Genomic DNA, 20,241 nt, shown 5'->3' with positions numbered 1-20,241 from the left:
TCGCCGGCCGTCCGCTGCAAGGAGACGTCTTCGTCTTCCGCGGGGGTAGCGAAGCGAGAGGGACAGGAGGCGAAAGATGGCTGAGTTCCGATTTTCCGAGCCCGACGGTTCGGCGGCGATGTCCGGCGGTGCGGCGGGCCGCTCGCGGGAAACGCTGCACTATGACCCTGACCGCTCCGTTCAAGCCGTTGTTCACCAGCAGGCCCAGGCTGCCCCGCTTGCAACGGCGATCGTTTTCGACGACCACTCGATCACCTATGGCGAACTTGATTTGTTGTCCGATTTGCTCGCCGTCTATCTGATGGGGCAGGGCGTCAAGAAGGGCGATATTGTCTGCCTCTTCGTTCCGCGCTCCCTTGAAACGATCGTCGCCATGCTGGCCACCCTCAAGGCCGGCGCTGCCTATCTTCCCCTCGACACGACCTTTCCCGTCGATCATCTCGACTATGTCATCGGCGACTGTGAGCCCAAGGTGATCTTTGTCGATACCTGTACGCTCGCCACCATGCGTCTGGTGCCGAGCGCCAAGGGGATGATCGTCGATCTGGATGCCGTTGTCGCCGATCTCGCGCAGCAAGCCGAGAAAAAGCCGTTCGATCCAGTGCGGGTCGGCGGCGGCGATATGGCCTACGTTATGTACACTTCCGGTTCGACCGGCCGGCCAAAGGGCGTTTCCATTCCGCATCGTGGCATTACCCGCCTCGGCCTCGATCAAAATTACGTGCAGATCGGCAGTGCCGACGTGATGCTGCACGCCGCTACAATCGCTTTCGATGCCTCCACGTTCGAGATTTGGGCCACATTGACAAACGGTGGGACCATCGCCGGGTTGCCAGACGGAAATTTCTCGATTGGCCGGCTTAGGGACGTCATCCGCGACAACGGCGTCACCGTTTCCTTGCTCACCACCGGCCTGTTCAACCTGCTCGCCGATTTCTCCTGCGGCGAGCTGCCGGCGTTGCGGCACATGTTGTTCGGCGGCGAAGTCGCCTCGGCCGAACATGTCAAACGCTTTCAGAAGGCACACCCGGGTTGCCGCCTGACCAACGGTTACGGACCGACGGAAATCACCGTCATCGCCACTGCTTTCGAGATTCCCGCGGGTTTCGACGGCAAGGACGTGCCGATTGGCGGCGCTGTCAGCCACACCGGAATATTGATCGTCGATGAGGACCATCGCCCGATCGGGTGCGGCATAGAGGGTGAGCTCGTCCTCACCGGCGAGGGCGTTGCCATCGGCTATTTCCGGCGTCCCGAGCTGACGGCTGAACGGTTCGTCACCATCCGCACCGAACAGGGCGATGTGCGCGGTTACCTGACGGGCGACCTCTCCGTGCTCAGCGACGACGGCATCCTGCTTTTCCGAGGGCGGCGGGACCGGCAGATCAAGCTGAACGGAAAACGCATTGAGCTTGACGAGATCGAAGCCGCCTTGCGGCGTGACCCGCGGCTCGCCGACGGTGTCGTCATCTGCCAGCATCTGGATCAGTCGCACAAGCGCATCGTCGGCTACCTGTGCCCGCGTGAGGGCACCCGTGCAGATGACGCCGAGCTGATCCGCGGCGTGATGGAGAGACTGCGCAACAGTCTGCCCGCCTACATGATCCCGAGCAGCGTCATCGTGCTCGACCAACTGCCGCTGCATCAGTCGGGCAAGGTCGACCGTGCCAGCCTGCCGCTACCGGTGGACGCTTTGCCGGCCGAAAACGCGCCGGTCGCCAGTCGGACCGAGGCACTCTTGCGAGACCTTTGGCGCAATGTGCTCAGCCTGCAGGCCGTGGAGCTCGATCGCAATTTCTTCGATTTGGGGGGTACGTCGCTGCAACTGATGCGGGTGCATGCGGGGCTGGAGGCAAATCTCGCCCGTCCGATCGACGTGGTTGCCCTGTTCAAGCACCCGACCATTCGCGAGTTGGCTGGCTTCCTCGACGGAAAATCGCCGGCCGGTGCCCGGGCGATGACGGCGGCCGAACGTGCCGCGTTGCAAAAGAAGAACATGTCCCACTTCCGCAGGAGCGCTTCATGACCGTTTTCAACGATGCGGGTGACGCCCGCGGTTCGGATCGCAATGACCAGGAGGTGACGGGTATTGCGATCATCGGCATGTCTGGCCGCTTTCCGGATGCCCCGTCGGTCGAGGCGCTTTGGGATCTCGTGTGCGAGGGGCGGCACGCATTTTCGAAATTGAGACCGGAAGAAATCGAGGATGCATTCACCGACGAGGAACGTGCGGCGGCGAACTATGTGCCGGCCCGGCCGCAGCTCCCTGATATCGACATGTTCGACGCCGAGTTCTTCGGCATGTTCCCGCGGGAGGCGGCGGTCACAGATCCCCAGCACCGCGTCTTTCTCGAGGTCTGCTGGGAGGCGCTGGAGCGGGCCGGGTACGATCCCCACCGCTATCCCGGCTTGATCGGTGTCTTCGCCGGGGCTTCGATGCCCACCTATCTCATCAACAATGTCCTGGGCGAGAGGGCGAAGACCGAGGAGTTCACCTCCAACTATCAGATCGGTTGTTTCCAGCAGATCGTCGGCTCGGTGACGGACGTTCTGGCGACCCGTATCGCCTACAAGTTCAACCTGCGCGGACCGGCAATCGCCATCCAGTCGGCCTGCTCCACGTCTCTGTTGGCCGTGTCCCAGGCCTGCCAGAATCTGCTGACCTACAGCTGCGACATGGCGCTTGCGGGCGGGGTATCGATCACGATCCCGCAACGGCGCGGCTATATCTACCAGGAGGGCGGCATGGTTTCGCCCGACGGCGTCTGCCGACCGTTCGATGAACAGGCGGCCGGAACGGTTTTCGGCAGTGGCGCGGGCATCGTTTTGTTGAAGCGGCTTGAAGACGCGCTTCGGGATGGCGACCGGATCTTCGCGGTCATTCGCGGCTACGGCATCAACAACGACGGTTCGGACAAAATCGGGTTTACGGCGCCAAGCGTCGACGGACAGGCGGATGCGATTTCGTCGGCTCTGGCAAATGCAGGCGTCGATCCCCAGACGATCGGCTATGTCGAATGCCACGGCACCGCGACCCCGCTCGGCGATCCGATCGAGTTCGGCGGATTGCGCGCCGCCTTTGCCGAGGCGGGCGACAAGCGGCAGCTTTGTGCCCTGGGCTCGGTCAAGGGCAATGTCGGTCACCTCGACGCGGCCGCGGGCGTCTGCGGACTGATCAAGACCACGCTGGCGCTCTATCACGCCAAGATACCGGGAATGGCGAATTATCAACGGCCGAACCCGCGCATCAATCTCGACGACAGCCCCTTCTACATTCCCGCCAGCACCACCGACTGGCCGGCCACCGAAGGTCCGCGCCGTGCCGGCATCAGCTCGTTCGGCGTCGGCGGCACCAATGTCCATCTCGTGCTTGAGCAGGCGCCGGTGTCGCAAGGCGACGTCGCCGACATGGCGCGGGGGCCGTATATCCTGCCGCTGTCTGCCCGCAACGAAGCCGCGCTTGCGGCCATGCGGCTGAACCTGCGTGATCATCTGCAGGCGCATCCGGCGTTGCCGCTGTCGCAGGTCGCGCACACGCTGCAAACTGGACGGCGCGCCTTCAGCCATCGCACTGCCATTGCCGTCAACGATATCGACCAGGCGATCGAGCGCCTCGGCGGCGAGCGAACGCCGAGCGCGGTCGCGACGGACAGGCCGTCGCTCGCCTTCATGTTCCCCGGCCAGGGATCGCAATATGTCGGCATGGGAGCGGCGCTCTATAACCGCGAGCCGGAATTCACCCGCTGGATCGACAGGGGCACGGAGTTGCTCCGGGCACCGCTGAAGACGGACCTGCGCGATTTCATCTGCCACGCTGGCACGGTGAGCCAGGCCATGGCCGACGAACAGCGCGAGACCCGCATAGCGCAGCCCTGTCTCTATCTCGTCGAATATGCTCTGGCACGGCTATGGATGAGCCGTGGCTTGAAGCCCGACGCCATGATCGGCCATAGCGTCGGCGAATTCGTCGCCGCGACGCTCGCCAATGTCATCTCTTTCGAGGACGGAGTGCGGCTCGTCGCTGCGCGCGGACGCTTGATGCAGTCGCAGCCGCAAGGCGCGATGGTTTCCGTGCGTGCGGATGTCGAGACAGTCTCCGCCCATCTCGGCGACGAGGTCGAAATCGCCGCAGTCAATGCCCCGAAACTCTGCGTGATCTCCGGCACCTTCGCCGCCGTCGATGCGGCGTGCGCTGCGATGGAGCGCGCCGGTATCGCCTTCAGCCGGCTTCACACGTCCCATGCGTTTCATTCGGCGATGATGGACGGCGTCACTGATGCCCTGCGCGAAGAGACGGCAAAGGTCACCTACGGTACTGCCATAACGCCCTATATCTCCTGCGTCACCGGCGGTTGGCAGACGATCGAACAGGGCATGTCACCCGACTACTGGGCGAAGCATTGCCGCGCCGCCGTCCGGTTTTCCGACGGGCTGTCGGCCCTTTGCGAGGGGCGGAAGCCTGTCTTGCTGGAGGTCGGCCCTGGTCGCACTCTGTCGGTCTTTGCCGCACAGACGCTCGCCCGCGATGCCGTCACCGCAGTCGTCCAGTCGCTGCCGGAACATGACCGCGCGCATGCCGCCGGCGAAACCCTCGCCGAGGCGCACGGCAAGCTCTGGATGTCGGGCTGCGACATCAATTGGCCGACGTCGCCTTCTGCCGGCAGGGCACCGCTGGTGCTGCCTACCTATCCCTTCCAGCGACAGCGCCACTGGATCGACGCTCCAGCCTCGGCGCGGCGCGGCGAAAGCCGGCCGGCGTTGTCGGCGGTGCAGCCACCTGCCGCCGAACCGTCTTCCACCGACACTCAAGCGCAACCGTTTGACGGGATGAAAATCATGGATGTTGTCACGCCAGTTGCCGCCGCAAGCCGTATTCCTGCATTGCAAACCTCCCTCATCACCCTGCTCAGCGACATGTCGGGGGAGGCGCTTGGACCGGGCGAAACGGGCGCGACATTCCTGGAGCTCGGCTTTGACTCGCTCTTCATCGGCCAGTTCGCCCAGAGGATCGAGAAGGACTACAAGATCAAGCTCTCGTTCCGGGAGCTCCTGAGCAATATTCCCACCATCCAGGATCTGGCCGCGCATCTCGATCGGCAGCTGCCGCCCGAGCCGCCGCAGGCATCGGCGATCGCGCCGGTGGCCGTGCCGCCACTTGCAGCAGTTGCCGCTCCGGCGGTGGTAGCACAGGTGGCGCTGCCGCTTCCGGCTGCCCCCGTGACCACGGCAGCGACCGTTGCCGGCATCGAATCCGTCCTCCAGTCCCAATTGCAGACGCTGCAGACGATCGTTTCGCAGCAGCTGCAGGTGCTTCAGGCGGCAGGTTCCGTCGCCGCTGCGCCCGCAACGTCGACGGTAGCGACGGCGGCGACCGCCGCTCCGATCGCGGCGAATGAGTCGCAGCCGATACCGGTATCGAAGAATGAGGTCGATCGCCCCGCCGATGGCGAGATCGGAGCGGAGCGCATCAAGCTCTACCGCCCGGGCGCCAAGAGCCTCTCGACGGAGATGACACCACAGAAGCAGGCGTTCGTTTCGGATTTGATCGCGGCCTATGAGGCACGCAACGGAAAGTCGAAGAGCTTCACCGGCCAGAACCGAAAGTGGCTGGCCGATCCGCGCACCGCTGCCGGATTCCGCCAGGACTGGAAGGAGATCGTCTTCCCCGTCGTCTCCGACCGGTCGAAGGGCGCGCGCATATGGGACGTCGACGGCAACGAATATATCGATCTGGTCAACGGCATGGGGCAGACGGCCTTCGGCCATGCGCCGGATTTCGTCGTGGAAGCGGTGAAGGCGCAGGCCGACGCCGGGTTTGCCATCGGCCCGCAGACGCCGCTTGCCGGCGAAGTCGCCGAGATGATCGCCGATATGACCGGGCATGAGCGTGTGACCTTCTGCAACACCGGCTCCGAAGCCGTCATGGCGGCCATGCGGGTGGCGCGCACGGTGACCGGCCGGGATCGGATCGTGATTTTCGGTAACGATTATCACGGGCAGTTCGACGAAGTGCTGGTCAAGGGTAAGAACCGGGCGGGCGCGCCGGTCGCGATACCGGTTGCCGCCGGTATCCCGTCTGCCTCCGTCGCCAACATGACGGTGCTTCGTTACGGCGATCCGGAAAGCCTTGAGTGGATCAGAACCAATGCCGGCGACATCGCCGCAGTGATCATCGAGCCGGTTCAAAGCCGCCATCCGGAATTGCGGCCGGTCGAGTTCGTGCGCGAGCTGCGCGAGATCGCGACAAAATCCGAGTTCGCACTGGTCTTCGACGAGGTCGTCACCGGCTTCCGGGTCGATCCCGGCGGCATGCAGGCCGTCTGGGGCATCAAGGGCGACATGGCGACCTATGGCAAGGTCATCGGCGGCGGCATGCCGATCGGCGTGCTGGTCGGCGATAGCCGCTTCATGGATGCGCTTGACGGCGGATGCTGGAACTACGGCGATGATACCGTTCCGATGACCGCGCCGACCTTCTTCGCCGGGACGTTCGTGCGCCATCCTCTCGTGCTTGCGGCGGCCAAGGCCGTTCTCCAGCACATCAAGGGCGAGGGGGCTGCACTCTACGGCGCCGTCGCCGATCGTACGCAGGCTCTGGTCGCGGAGATCAACGCCGACCTCGCCCGCCGCGGGATCGCCAAGACCGTCAACGGCTACAAGAGCTGGTTCTTCACCGACTTCGGCAGCAACGACCCGCTCGGCTCGCTCATCTATGCCAAAATGCGCATGCAAGGCGTCCATATCCAGGACGGCTATCCCTGCTTCCTGACGACCGCCCACAGCGAGGCGGATTTCCAGGCGATTGCCGCCGCCTTCCGCACGAGCCTTGACGCATTTCAATCGGTCGGAATCCTGGGCACGCAACGCCAGGCAGAGGATATTGCGCCAGCGCCCGCCGCCGTGATCGCTGCCCGACCGTCAACGGCGCCGCTGACGGAAGCGCAAAAGGAGATCTGGCTGGCTGCCCAGGTCGGCGACGAAGCCTCGTGTTCGTTCAACGAGTCCTTCACGATGGTTTTGGACGGGCCGCTTGACCGCGAGCGCCTTGGTCGGGCGCTCGACGCGGTGGTTGCAAGACACGACGCACTGCAGATCCGCTTCGGCCGGGCAGGCGATCATTTCGAATTCATTCCCGATTTCGAGCTCGATGTGGCCGATATCGACCTTGCCGGTGAGAGCGATGGCGAGGCGTTGTTCCGACAGCTGATCGATGAGGATGCGCACACCCCCTTCGATCTTGCCAACGGGCCGCTGGTCCGGGCTTCCATCGTCCGGGTGGCGCCCGAAAGCCACCGCCTGGTCCTCACGGCGCATCACATCGTCTGTGATGGCTGGTCGGTGAATGTCCTGATCCAAGAGCTTGCCACCACCTATTCGGCCTATGTGCGCAACGCCGAGGCCGGGCTGGCGCCGCCGCTGTCCTTTGCCACCTATGCGACCGATCTGGCTCCCAATGCGGAGATATCAAACGCGACCGAACAGTTCTGGCTCGACCAATACAAGGATGTCCCCGACCTGCCGGAAATGCCGCTGGATCGGCCGCGGTCGGATCGCCGCAGCTTTGCCGGCGGCACCGTCACCGGCAACATCGAGGCGGAAACCTACAAAGCCCTGAAGAAGGCGGGTGCAAAGTCCGGCGCCACGCTGTTTTCGACCTTGCTGGCGGCGCTGCAGATCATGATCTCCCGCCTCTCCGGGCAGGACGACATCGTCGTCGCCGTGCCTTCGGCCGGGCAGAGCTTGCTCGATGGCCAGACGCTCGTCGGCCATTGCGTCAATCTCCTGCCGCTTCGCCAGACGGTCTCGTCCGATAAACGCTTCGACGAGCACCTCAAGGCGACGCAGCAGCTCGTGCTCGGCGCGTTCGAGCACCAGGACTACACCTACGGTACGCTGGTCCGAAAGCTCGGCGTCAAGCGCGATACGCATCGCCTGCCGCTGACCGAGATCCAGTTCAATCTGGAGCGGGTTCCGGACAATCTGGAGTTCGGCGGGCTGCAGACCAGGATCGCGTCGAACGCCAAGGCGTTCTCCAATTTCGACATGTTCTTCAATCTGACCGAAAGCCCCAAGGGCGTTCGCATCGATGTCGACTACAATGCCGAAGTGTTCGAGCGCAGCACGATCGAGCGCTGGATCGGCCATTTCGCGACACTGGTTACGGCGCTGGCTGCCGACATGACCCGGCCGATCCACGATCTGCCGCTGCTGTCTGCGGCCGAACAGGCCTGGCTTGCCGAGGGCCTGAACGATACGTCCGCCGACTACGATCGCGACGCATTCGTCTTCTCGCTGTTTGCCCGCAGGGCTGCCGAGCAGCCGACCGCGGTCGCCGTCGAACTCGACGGCGAGACGATGACCTATGGCGATCTCGAAACGCGATCCAACCAGCTGGCCTGCCGGATCCAGAAGGCAATCCCGGAACCGGGGCAGCGCGTGGCACTTCTGGTCGAACGGTCGCTTGAAATGGTGATCGCCCTGCTGGCGATCATGAAATCGGGACATGCCTACGTGCCGCTCGACCCGGCGCATCCGGAAACGCGCCTGTCGCAGACACTGGAGGTTGCGCGGGTCGCGGGCATGATCTGCGATAGCGACCGGGCGGAGGGGCTGGCGGGCAAGGATGTCGCCATCCTCCGCATCGACGGCGCCGCCGGGGCTGCAAACTTGGCAACGGAGCTGCCGAAAATCCCGACGGACGCAGCGACAGCCGCCTATATCATCTTTACCTCGGGATCGACCGGAGCCCCGAAGGGGGTCGAAGTTTCCCATCGTGCCCTGGTCAACTTCCTCATGTCGATGGCGCGGGAACCGGGGCTTAACGATCGCGACACGATCGTCGCGGTGACGACGATCTCCTTCGACATTGCCGGCCTCGAACTCTACCTGCCGCTGATCACCGGCGCCAAGGTCGTGCTTGCCGGCCGGCACACGGTGCGGGACGGTTTTGCTCTCGTGCGGCTCGTCGAAAGCAGCCGTGCGACCGTGCTTCAGGCGACGCCGACGCTCTGGCAGATGCTGGTCGAGGCCGGCCTCAGCTGCCCGGGCCTCAAGATGCTGTGCGGCGGCGAACCGCTTCCCAAGGCGCTGGCATCCTCATTGCTCGGTCTCGGGGCCGAGCTGTGGAACATGTATGGCCCGACCGAGACGACGGTCTGGTCGTCGGTGCAGCGGATCGAAGATGGCGAAAAGCCGATCACCATCGGCCATCCCATTGCCAACACGCAGCTCCTCATCCTCGACAAGGCCAACCGGGTTGCCGCCATCGGCGTCACTGGTGAACTGCATATCGGTGGCGAGGGCCTCGCCAACGGTTACTTCGCCCGCCCGGATCTCACCGAGAAGGCCTTTGTCGATATCGACATCGGCACCGGAACTGTCCAGCGTCTCTACAAGACCGGCGACGTCGGCCGGCGGCTCGCGGATGGTTCGCTGCAATTGCTTGGCCGGCGCGACCAGCAGATCAAGCTGCGCGGTTTCCGCATCGAGCTCGGCGACATAGAGGCTGCGATAGCCAGTGCTCCCGGTGTTCGCCAATGCGCTGTTGTCGCCGCCCAGAACAGCAACGGCGACAAGCAGCTGGTCTGCTATGTCATTCCGGAAAACCAGGACAGCAAGCCGTCGACATCCATGCTTGCCGCGCATGCGGAGGCCAATCTGCCTGCGCATATGGTGCCCGGTTTCTGGGTGCTGGAGGAGGCGCTTCCCCAGACGGCGAACGGAAAGCTCGACCGCAAGACGCTCGAACAGCGCGGCCTGCCGCAACGCGAGGTCGCCGCCATCAGGGTGCCGCCGCGCACCGCCATGGAGACACGGCTCTGCGAGATCTGGTGCGACGTCCTGAACTCGCAGGAGATCGGCGTCGAGGACAACCTCTACGCGCTCGGGGCGGATTCACTGATCATCTTCCGCATCGCCGCCCGCATGCTGGACAGTGGCCTGCGCCTGGAGGCGAAACATCTGATGATGCATCCCTCCATCGCAGAACTCGCCACCTTTGCCGAGACACGCGACGACATCGATCTGAACGGCACCCAGCCGCAGGTCCCTTCGCTGAGAGATTTCCGCAACGGCGCCCGGCGCCGGTTTGAGCAGGTATCACGAGCATGAAAGAGACCAACAACACTGCACCTGTGGCCGAACCCACTGTAATTGCGGAGTTCCCTTGCTCACAGACACAGTTGCGCTGCTGGATCCTCGATCAGTTGAGGCCGGGCAATCCGGCGCTCAACGTTGCCGTGCGCTGGGAGATCCGTGGGGCGTTCCGCTCCTCGACGTTGGAGGCGGCCTTCCGAACGGTGATCCAGCGCCATGAGATCCTTCGCACTCGCTTCGTCGAGGTCGGCGGCAGGCCCTGCCAGCAGGTGGTCGATCAGGTCGACTTCAAGATGTCCGTCATCGACCTGCGAAACGTGGCGGCAGAACAGCGCGATCAGCGCATCCTGTCGATCGGCGAGGAAACCGCCCGCGCGCCGTTCGATCTCACCAGCCCCTATCTCTTCCGTGTATCTCTGCTGATGGTGGAGAACGAGCGGGGCTTCTTGCTGATCACCGCCCACCAGAGTTGCTTTGACGGTTGGTCGATCCGCGTCCTCGGTCGCGAGGTCGGCGAGATCGCAGCGGCGCTTGATGTCGGCCGGCAGCCGTCTGTTCCGGATCTGCCGCTGCAATACGGCGATTTCTCGCTGTGGCAGCAGGAGTATCTGAACAGCTACGGCTTTGAGACGGAGAAATCGTTCTGGCGCGAGCAACTGACCGGCGCGCCGTATTTCGAGGTTGTTCCCGATACGCCGCGCGGGCCGGTAAAGACCAGCCGTGGCAACATCCTCTCCGTCAACAATACGGGTGATTTCAGCGAGCGGATCGACGCTGCTGCACGCGCACACCGGGTGTCGCTCTACAGTTTCGGGGCTGCCGTCGTCAGCGCTTTGCTCCATCGCTACACCGGACAAAACACCGTCATGTTCGGGTCCCAGGTTGCCGGGCGCGACGAGACGGACCTGGAGAACCTCATCGGGGTCTTCATCAACAATGTCGTTCTGCGCTTCGACATGGCCGGCGACATTTCCTTCGCCGAGCATGTGCGTTCGGCGAGTGAAAAGGTGACGGCTGCGCTCAACCATCACAGGATGCCGTTCAACAAACTGGTCGAGCTGGTCAACCCGGTCCGCGACCCTTCGCGCAACCCGCTGATCTCAGTCAACTTCAACCTGCAGAAGGCCTTCCTGGAAGATCAGCAATATGGCGGTTTCGAGCTGATCAGCGCGCCGTCGCAATCTCCGGGCGTTATCTACGATCTGAGCTTCATCATGGTCGGCAGGCCGAGCGGATGGCGCATGTCCATCGAGTATAATGCCGATCTGTTCGAAAAGAGCACGATCGAATCCCTGCTGCGGCTTTGGCAGGAGGCCTATGAAGCAGCGCTGGAGCATCCCTCGGCTCCGCTTTCGGCGCTGGTCATCCCCACGCGGGAGATCAAGACCCAACGGGTAGAGACCGGTTGGGCAACGGCGATCGAACAGATGCTTGCCGCCCATCCATCCGTCGGCTCGGCCGTGGTGCTGGTCGAGGACGACGGAAAGCGCGTGCATGCCTTTGTCACCCCGGCATCGACGATCACCGAGCCGCTCGACCGCCTGCCGGAGCATCTGATGGAGTATCTCGGGCGGCAACTGTCCCAAACGGCCATGCCGGGCGGCATCAGCGTGTTCCTCAACTTTCCGCGCGATGCAAGCGGCGCCGTCGATCGCGCCGCGTTGCGCATCCCGGCAGCGCCGACCGCCCTCGCCAAGACCGTGACCGGTCGCGTCGAACCGGCCGGTGTTCCGGTGGCGCTACCGACAGCGCGAGCTGATCAGACCAAGACGCTTGCGGCGATCTGGGCAGAGGTGCTCGGTGTCCCGACGATAGCGCCCGATGACAACTTCTTTGCGCTCGGCGGCCACTCGCTCCTGGCATTGCGCATGCTCTCGGGCGCCCGATCGAAGCTCGGAGCCAAGGCTGACCTGGAGCTGCTCTTCAAGCAGCCGACATTCGCCGGCTTCGCCAATGCGCTGTTCGGCGGCGCGGAGCGGAGCGAGAATGCGTTGGAACCGGCAAGTCCCAGTCCCTGGAGCGTGAGCGCCTGCGGACGCACCGATGCGCCCTATACGCTTTACACGCTCAATCATCCGTTTCTGTACTACCGGCTTGCCACCGATCTCGGCGATGTCGTGTCGGTCTACAACGCCAACATGTTCCATGCGGATCTCACCGGACCTCTCGCCTCCATGTCGCTCGAGGAGATCGCCGGGCATGCCGTCGACAGCATGGGCGCGGACATTCTCAAAGGGCCGGTCGGCGTGATGGGGCTTTGCGTCAACGGCGTGCTGGCTGTCGAAATCGCCCGTCAGATGCGCGACCGCGGCGCCGATCTTCGTTTCACCGCCGTGATCGATGCCTGGGCCCCGGGTTATGTCAGGTCGCAGCCCCGGCTCCGGCGCCTTCGCTGGAACAGCGAGCGCCGCGTGAAGCGCATCGGCTACTTCACCCGAAAGCTCTTTTCCGGACGCGTCAGTTTCGTCGACTATCTCAGGGAGTTCAACTTCACGCTTGCCTTGCTCAAGCGTCTGGGATTGCGGGCGGGGACCTATTCCCAGGAAGAAGCCGCCAACGCCGATGTTACCGACCTGTTGGTCAATGCGGCCCGTCGCTACCGGCCGCCACCGACGAATGAAAAGTCGGTGCTGCTGTTTCGCAGCGAAGCAACGCATCGCCGCGCACGCAAGCTGCTCTTCGGCTGGGGTGGTGCGATTGCCGGGGACAGCGAAGTCTTCGATCTTGAAGGCTGGCATGAGGATAGTCTCAACAGCAACAGCATTCAGGCCCTGGCGACCATCGTCATCAACAGATTCCGCTCTCATGGCGAGAGCTGAACACGACGTGCGAAGGCAACATCCATGCGTGTCACAAGCCTCCCATTGCGCATCGGCATCCTGGTCGAACAGAACGAGCATTTCGAGAATTGGCAACTGATGGTCTTTGATCGGATCGTTGCCGATCCGCGATATTCCTTGACCGCCTTGCTTGCTCACCCGGCGCCATATGGGGCGGGCAGGAGTTCCGTTCTCTTCAAGCTTGCGCATCGGCTCGAGCAGGCGGTGTTCGGTCGCCAGGCGGTATACAATCCCTGCAACTTCGATGGGCGCAAGCAGCGCATCGTGCCATTGGCATCATCGCAGCCTGGCGCCGTCCAGGCGCAGGTGGCAGAGCTTGGACTTGATCTGGTGATCCGCATGACGCCGAGCGGCCTGCCCGACGATGCCGTGCGCGAATTGCCCTATGGCGAATGGGCGCTCTCTTTCTCCGACCAGAAATCGGGAGCAGGCGAGTGGTTCAGCTATCTGGAGGTGGTCAGTGGCGCGCCGGCCGTGGACCTGGCGCTCTATGTTCGCCTCGGGGCGTCGGCGTCGTCCGTTGCCATCGCTTCATCCTCCTTCAACATCAAGTTCAGCGCGGTCAGAAACATCAATTTTGTCAAGGAACGTGCCGCTACTCTGCTGCTACGCGAACTGGCGCGGCTGGCCGATACCGGTGAGCTGATCACGACACCGCTGCCGACGCGCCGGCCAGCCTCGCCGCCGTCGATTGATGAGTTGGCCAGGTACCTCGGCATCCTCAGCAGCCACCTCGCCGGGCGAGTGAAGAAGGCAGTGCAACACAAGGCCGGGACCGGGTCGGCCGTCTGGACGCTCTTTACCGGGAGCGGCCGTATCGACGATTTCGAGCCGGGCGTTTCCGTCGAGATCCCGCCGACGTTGACGGATATCAAGGCCGATCCGTTCCTGCTCCAGCATGAAGGCGAGTGCTACCTGTTCTACGAGGCCTATGCCAATGGCGACCGCAAGGCGCATATTGCTGTGGGCCGCTTCGACGGCGACCGCCTCGAGCCGGTGGGTATCGCGCTGAACTGCGACTATCATCTGTCCTATCCGTTCGTCTTCCGCGACGGCGACGACATCTTCATGATGCCGGAGACGCATCAGTCCAAGCGCATCGAAATCTGGCGCTGTGTCGAGTTCCCGTTGAAGTGGGAGCTGCACGCAACGGCGCTCAACGGCCTGTCCGCCGCCGACAGTGTGCTCACCCGCCATGACGGGCGGTGGTGGCTGTTTACGAACCTCTCCGAGTTCCACGCCTATGAGGACCATTGCAGCGAGCTTCATATCTTTGAAGTCGACGGGCCGGGGCTGGCGCGCATTACGCCGCACAAGCGCAATCCGGTGGTGCTCGGCAGCACCTTTGCGCGCAATGCCGGCCGGATCTTCGCGCGCGAGGGCCGCGTCTTCCGCCCGTCCCAGCACAATGCCCACGGCATTTACGGCTATGGGTTGAACATCATGGAGATCGAGCAGCTGGACCTGGAGAACTATCGGGAACGGTGCATCAGGACGATCAAACCCGATTTCAAACCCGGATTGCTCGGTTGCCACCATTTTGACGCTGCCGGGGATCGCTATGTGCTGGATGCGCGACTGACGCTTTGAGCGCGAGCACATCATCATTCCAGTAACGAAGATGGACGGCGTTGCCGAGGGTCAGCGCCGCCAGGGTGCCGGCGAACCCAGGCGGGGTCGCGACATCAAATAGGCTCCAGTTCAGCGGCGCGTCCCTATCTCCATCCAGGGATTCGAGCTTAGGGCGGGAGGCCGCGTCGACGGTGACGTCGAAGGAGTCGAGTGGTAGCGACAGTCCGGCGCCGTGGGCCTTCACGAAAGCTTCCTTCCGCGTCCAGCAGCGATAGAACGCGTTGAGATAGTCGTCGCCGTCGAACGCGGCTAGAGCATTGCACTCGCGTTTCGAAAAGAAATGCCCGGCAATATCCTCTTCCAGAGGTTTGATCGCTTCGATGTCGATGCCCACCGGGTAATGGTCGGAAACCGCCAGCATCGCCACGTCGGCGCTGTGGCTGAGATTGAAATGCAGCAACTCTGATGCGCCGGCGATGCGCGGCTTGCCGAAGACGTTGTAGGTCAGACCGATGCGGTGTGGCGGAACATGGAGGTAGTGGCCAAGCACGAGGCGCAGGCCGGCACGTCCGGCGATGAAACGTTGACGGTGTTCCGGATACACGAAACGTGAGGCTCGTGCCTTTTCCTCGCCGCTCAGCATAGGGAATAACGGATCGATTTCGCCCTGGGCCGGGTCGAGGTTCCAGCGCCAGATGTCGATGAAGTTGGGACCGATCCGGTCCAGGCTAGGTCGCATAGACGAGGCTCCCCTTCGAGGCGGGCCGTTGGCGCAGCATGCGTCGGGCGAAATAGGTCATGAGCGGCAAGGGATAGTTCTCGCCGAGCCCGATGCGGCACGTCCTCTTCAGGATATCCAGCGACCGGGGGCACATATCCGGCGCGTACTCGATCTTGCGGGACGCCCAGGCATAGGGGTTCATCTTCGGATTTGCCGTGCGCTGTTCCAGCACCGGTAACCAGTTGCTGTAGACGTGCCGGCTGGAATCGTAGGGGCGGTAGACCCCGCGTTTGTTTTCGGCGGCAAAGGCCCGGGCCTCTTCGGCCGTGTCGAAGATCACGTGAAGGCCGGCGGCATTTGGCCGATCGTTGTGCGGGCCGACGCGCATCGCATTGCTGGCGGACAGGATCTCGGCAATCGCATCGTAGCGACGGCGCATACGGCGGATCATCGGGTCCAGTTTCTTCAACTGCACGTTCAGCATCGCGCCCTGGATCTGGCTGGCCTTGAGATTGACGCCGAGCATGGGCGGCTCGTTGGCATTGTCGAGGTGGCCGCGAAACAGCGCGCCGATGTCGTGATACATGCGGGCCCTTGCAAAAAGCTGGTCGTCGTTGGTCACGACTGCCCCGCCTTCGCCGACATTGATGTTCTTGAACTGGTTAAAGCTGAAGGCGCCGGCATCGCCGATCGTGCCGACGCGCACGCCCTTGTAGGTCAACCCGACGGCCTGGCAGGCATCCTCGATGACGACGAGCCCGTGCTGGCGGGCGATCTGCATGATGCCGTCCATGTCGCACACCATGTTGGCCATGTGCACGGGAACGATGGCGCGCGTACAGGGCGTGATCTTTCGCAGAACATCTGCCGGATCCATCGTCAAGGTCTCGTCTATCTCGACGATGATGGGGACAGCTCCGACGGCCAGTGCGGCGCCGGCTGTCGCAATCCAGGTATAGGCGGGCACAAGCACTTCGTCGCCCGGCCCGATGCCCGCTGCCGCCAGAGCAGCGATCAAGGCGCCCGTGCCACTACTGACGGTCAGCACATGGCCTGTGCCGAACTTGGCCGAAAAATCCGCCTCGAAGCGCGTGAGCGGCCCGTTGCCGTCACCGCCGAAGCGGGCGAGGTTTCCTGACGCAAAGACAGGTGCGAGAGCCAGCCATTCCCTTATGCCTACACGCGCCATCCTGTGCTCTCCGATCCTCGCCGGCTCTCCGCGCGCGCCGACCATCGGCGTCCAGGGATGAAGACAAATCGCCTGCTGGGTACCGGCCCCAATGAACAAGCCTAGTCGCGTCGCGACATCGTTTCAAAATGGCCTTCCGGCCAGCGCCTGAACAAAGTGTGCAGGCTCCAGCTAGCCGAAATCAGTAGTTGCCCTACTCCCCTATGCATATTGGGAGATTTCGGCGCGATAGCGCTGGTGCTACGACCGATATGTAGCACGCGGGAGTTCCTTTCATGCCGATCCGTGACCTCCGATCAGCGCCCAAAGGCACCGAGTTTCGTCCGGATGTGGCGATCGTCGGCGGCGGCCCCGTCGGCCTGACGATAGCCCGGGAACTCGCCAACAGCCGCTGCCGGGTGCTCGTCATCGAAAGCGGCGGCGCCGACTTCGAGGCCGCGCAGCAGACGTTGAATGCCGTCGTGAATGTCGGCGAGCCTATTGCCCGAGACGGGGTCGAAAAACCCGGTCGCGGTTATAACGGCAGCCTTGCGTGGCTGAATGACATCCCCCCTTTCGAGTTGCGCAACCGAGTGCTCGGCGGCAGCACGCATACCTGGATCGGCAAATGCGCGAGCTTCGACGAAATCGATCTCGAGCAAAGGCCGTGGCTGCCGGTGTCCGGTTGGCCGATGACACGCGAAAGTCTGGCGCCGGCGCTTGATCGCGCGGCGCGCCTGCTCAATCTTGGACCCAATCTCTATGACGAGAGGCTCTTTGGCCGGCTGCATTCGCCGCCGGACGAACGCGGCTTCGACCGCGATCTGTTGCGCCCGTTCTTCTGGCAGTTCAGCCATGAACGCGATCGGCACGGCGAACCCATGCGGTTTGCCAATGTGGCTGCCGATTTGGTGGCGCTGAACATCGACATCCTCACCCATGCCACGGTCACGGCGATCCATCTCGACGAGGGCGGACGGCGTGTCGCCTCTCTCGATCTGCGCAGCCTTGACGGAACCGCCGCAAGTGTGCGGCCCGAGATTGTCGTTCTGTGTACGGGCGGCATCGAGAACGCCCGCCTGCTGCTGGCTTCGAGATCGGTCATGCCAGGCGGCGTCGGCAACGGCAGAGGTGTCGTTGGGCGCTACCTCGCCGATCACCCGCGCTCGACGCTTCTCCGGTTTGACCGGCGGGATATCGACGCGGTGGCACGGCACTTCAACTTCTACGGCCTGTCCGAGGAAGGGGCGACCCGGTTCTATCTCCATGGTCTGCGCCTGAGCCCGACCGTGCAAAGACGCGAGGCGCTCGTCAACTGTGCTGCCTATCCGGTGCAGATCCATTCGGCTGGTGATCCCTGGGCGGCACTGAAGCGACTGATGCGGGGCGATCGTACGCGGCTTGCGAGCGATCTTGCCGTCGTCGCTCGATCGCCTGCCTTCCTGGCGAAGGGCACCTTCCGACGGATGGTACAAAAGCGGGGATTGATGCACAGATCCGATGAGCTGCGCTTCGATGTCATGGTCGAGCAGAAGCTCGACGCGGAGAGCCGCGTCACCCTCTCGGATCAGCGGGACCCACTTGGCGTGCCGCTGCCGCGCGTCGCCTGGAAAATCGGCCCCACAGAGGTGCAGAGCGTCAAACGGCTTGCCCGGGCACTGGCCTCCGAATTCGTACGCAATGGCCTTCCACAGCCGCATCTGGTCGACTGGATAGCCTGGGATGACGATGGGAAGGCTGCGTTCACCGACATGGCGCATCCGTCCTGCACGACACGCATGGGAAGCGACCTCGCCACCAGCGTCGTCGATCCGAATGCCATGGTGCACGGGGTGGAAGGCCTTTTTGTCGCCGGCGGCTCGATCTTTCCGACGCCCGGCCACGCCAATCCGACATTGATGACGCTTGGCCTGGCGATGCGTCTCGCCGACCATCTGAAGATGCGGCTGGAAAAACATTCGGCAGCGACGTCGACGCCTCGCGCGGTGACTGAAGACGCAGTTGCCGCACCCGGGCTTTGATGTCGGTCCCCTTCCCCTATTGGCGTCTGGTCGTCATCGCAGTTTGAAATAGAAACCGGCGCTTTCGCTCGACATATATCGCAGCCGTCCGCCGGCTGCCTTCAGCGGGGTCAGGGAGCGGTTGAGGCTACGCATCGCGCGACGCAGAAGCGGGTAGGCAGTGTTCTTGATGTCGCTGGTCAGCACGATGCGTCTCCCCTGATTTTTGCGCCTGCGTTATTCCGTGCGTTCCTCATCCGTGGCGACCGAACGCGAAGATCGGCCGCAGGGCGTCGCTCCATCGCTGCAGAATGGCGAGTGCTGCGACATAGATCGCCGCACCGGCAACGACCTGCAAGGCGATCGTCGACATCTGCCTCAGCGACGACGCTTCGGCTATCCGGCCGAACAGAAAGACGGCGGCCGCCATGGCGCAGACGGCGATCGCAACCAGGCCGCAGTCGCGAAGGACGCGGTTCCAGGCAAGCTCGCCCTCGCGCGATTGCAGCCGCATCGATATGTTGAACGAGAACACTGCGGCGACGCATTGTCCGAGCGCCGTGGCAACGGCGCCGAACGGGGTCAGGAGAATGATCAGGCCGACGGAAACCGCGCCGTTCAACAGCACCGCCCTCGGCATCCTGTGAATGTTGCCGCTCAGGGAAAGTAGCGGCTCGGTCACATAGCCCGGAATCAGAAGCGTCTGTTTCGCGGCGAGGATTGCAACAAGGATCGCCGCCGGTGCCCATTTCTCACCCAGCACGACGTCGATCAGTTCTGCGGAGATCAGTGCGAGACCGAGATAGATCGGTGTCGAGATGGCCATCAGAACGGTCATGAACGTGGTGGCAGTCGTCCCGATCGCGACCCGGTCGACATCACCCTTGTCCTTGCCCGCGGCGCGGCCAAAGAGGATCCAGGCAAACATCCGGGCCGGTTCGCCCAAGAGCTCGGAGAAGGCGGCGACGATCCGTTCCGCCGCGCGGTAGTAGCCCGCTTCAGCCAGACCGAGGAAACTGCCGACCACCAGCGTGCCCGCGTATGAGCGAAAGAACACGACGAGCCGGCTGGCGACGATATGGCGCGAGAACTCCAGCACCTGCTTGGCGTATGAGCGGTGTAGGCGCAGACGCGGCAACCACCGCAGCAGGATCATCGAGGCAATCAGGATCGTCAGCTGTTGCGCCAACCGCCCGCAGATGAGCGCAACGATGTTCCACCCCTGTGAAAGCCCGCCGATGGCCACCAGCAGCCCGATGATCTCGGCCGCGATCCTGATGATGGATTGGCCTCGCAATCGACCATGCGAAATGAGAATGCCGTCGTAAACCGTCGACAGCGACGCCGGCAGATACCAGGAACTGAAGAGGGCGATCAGCAACGCGTTCCAGCCATGCCCCAGCATGAGCATGGTTGCAGCCGTACACAGCCCCAGGAGCGTGGCGATAAGGCCGGACAATATCGACAGGGTCGCAAGCTGATCGAGGTCGGTTTTGTCAGTGCCGCCTTTCATCACGAACTCACCCCAGCCGCCCTCGGCGACGACAAGAACGAAAATGGCGAAGGAGGAGGCGAAGGCAAAGAAGCCGAATTCGGCTGCCGCGAGTACATGCGCCGCAACGATGAAGATCGACAACTGAGCGGCCTGTGAGATGACTTTGGCGCACAGGGCAGCGAAGCCGTCGCCGATCAGATGCGGTAGGCGCAATGCGCGGGGGAAGCCCGGTAATAGCCTTCGCAGCTGCGGAAGTGCCATCTCGAACCAGCGGGACATCATTGCACCACGGCGGGGAGTAAGCGGCGTTGCCGGGAACGTGAGAAGGCACCGGGCTCAAGTGGGCGTGG

Annotated in this window: 9 protein-coding genes; 5 read left to right on the top strand and 4 right to left on the bottom strand. The window is 63.3% G+C overall.

Annotation, left to right across the window (positions count from 1 at the left end):
* Positions 1-76 precede the first annotated feature (76 nt).
* From BC363_RS08005 to BC363_RS07990, 4 genes are read left to right on the top strand one after another with little or no spacing between them, the layout of a single operon-like run.
* On the top strand, positions 77-2,026 hold the full coding sequence (locus BC363_RS08005) for a non-ribosomal peptide synthetase (RefSeq protein WP_083223774.1): 1,950 nt from the start codon (positions 77-79) through the stop codon (positions 2,024-2,026).
* Entirely contained in the window at positions 2,023-10,110 is an 8,088-nt protein-coding gene (locus BC363_RS08000) for a hybrid non-ribosomal peptide synthetase/type I polyketide synthase (RefSeq protein ID WP_065787385.1), read from the top strand. Before BC363_RS08005 ends, BC363_RS08000 begins: the two co-directional genes overlap by 4 nt.
* Complete coding sequence (locus BC363_RS07995; protein ID WP_065787386.1) at positions 10,107-12,914, top strand: condensation domain-containing protein; 2,808 nt, start codon at positions 10,107-10,109, stop codon at positions 12,912-12,914. Before BC363_RS08000 ends, BC363_RS07995 begins: the two co-directional genes overlap by 4 nt.
* 24 nt (positions 12,915-12,938) lie before the next feature.
* A complete protein-coding gene (locus BC363_RS07990; protein WP_065787387.1) occupies positions 12,939-14,525 on the top strand; it encodes a hypothetical protein in 1,587 nt (528 codons plus the stop codon).
* Here the strand turns inward: BC363_RS07990 and BC363_RS07985 are convergent.
* Complete coding sequence (locus BC363_RS07985) at positions 14,446-15,246, bottom strand: 4'-phosphopantetheinyl transferase superfamily protein (protein ID WP_065787388.1); 801 nt, start codon at positions 15,244-15,246, stop codon at positions 14,446-14,448. The genes BC363_RS07990 and BC363_RS07985 overlap by 80 nt on opposite strands.
* Positions 15,236-16,417 carry an aminotransferase class I/II-fold pyridoxal phosphate-dependent enzyme gene (locus BC363_RS07980; RefSeq protein WP_065787389.1) on the bottom strand — a complete coding sequence of 394 codons (1,182 nt, stop codon included), beginning with the start codon at positions 16,415-16,417 and terminating at the stop codon, positions 15,236-15,238. The genes BC363_RS07985 and BC363_RS07980 overlap by 11 nt, the downstream gene beginning before the upstream one ends.
* Before the next feature lie 275 nt (positions 16,418-16,692).
* Here BC363_RS07980 and BC363_RS07975 point away from each other — a divergent pair, with 275 nt between their 5' ends.
* Positions 16,693-18,417 (top strand): GMC family oxidoreductase, encoded by a 1,725-nt coding sequence (locus BC363_RS07975; protein ID WP_065787390.1) that lies wholly within the window; start codon positions 16,693-16,695, stop codon positions 18,415-18,417.
* A gap of 33 nt (positions 18,418-18,450) precedes the next feature.
* Here the strand turns inward: BC363_RS07975 and BC363_RS35070 are convergent, their stop codons facing one another.
* Together BC363_RS35070 and BC363_RS07970 are read right to left on the bottom strand one after the other, a co-directional pair.
* Positions 18,451-18,603, bottom strand: coding sequence for a hypothetical protein (locus BC363_RS35070; protein WP_161952444.1), 153 nt, complete (start codon positions 18,601-18,603; stop codon positions 18,451-18,453).
* A gap of 46 nt (positions 18,604-18,649) precedes the next feature.
* The gene (locus BC363_RS07970) at positions 18,650-20,170 is read right to left on the bottom strand and encodes an oligosaccharide flippase family protein (RefSeq protein WP_161491358.1); all 1,521 of its coding nucleotides are present in this window, start codon (positions 20,168-20,170) and stop codon (positions 18,650-18,652) included.
* Positions 20,171-20,241 lie beyond the last annotated feature (71 nt).

The organism is Ensifer sp. LC384 (assembly GCF_001695865.1).
Classification (GTDB): Bacteria; Pseudomonadota; Alphaproteobacteria; order Rhizobiales; family Rhizobiaceae; genus Ensifer.
Note: the sequence above shows the minus strand (reverse complement) of the source record. Positions and strands in the feature narration are given on the sequence as shown.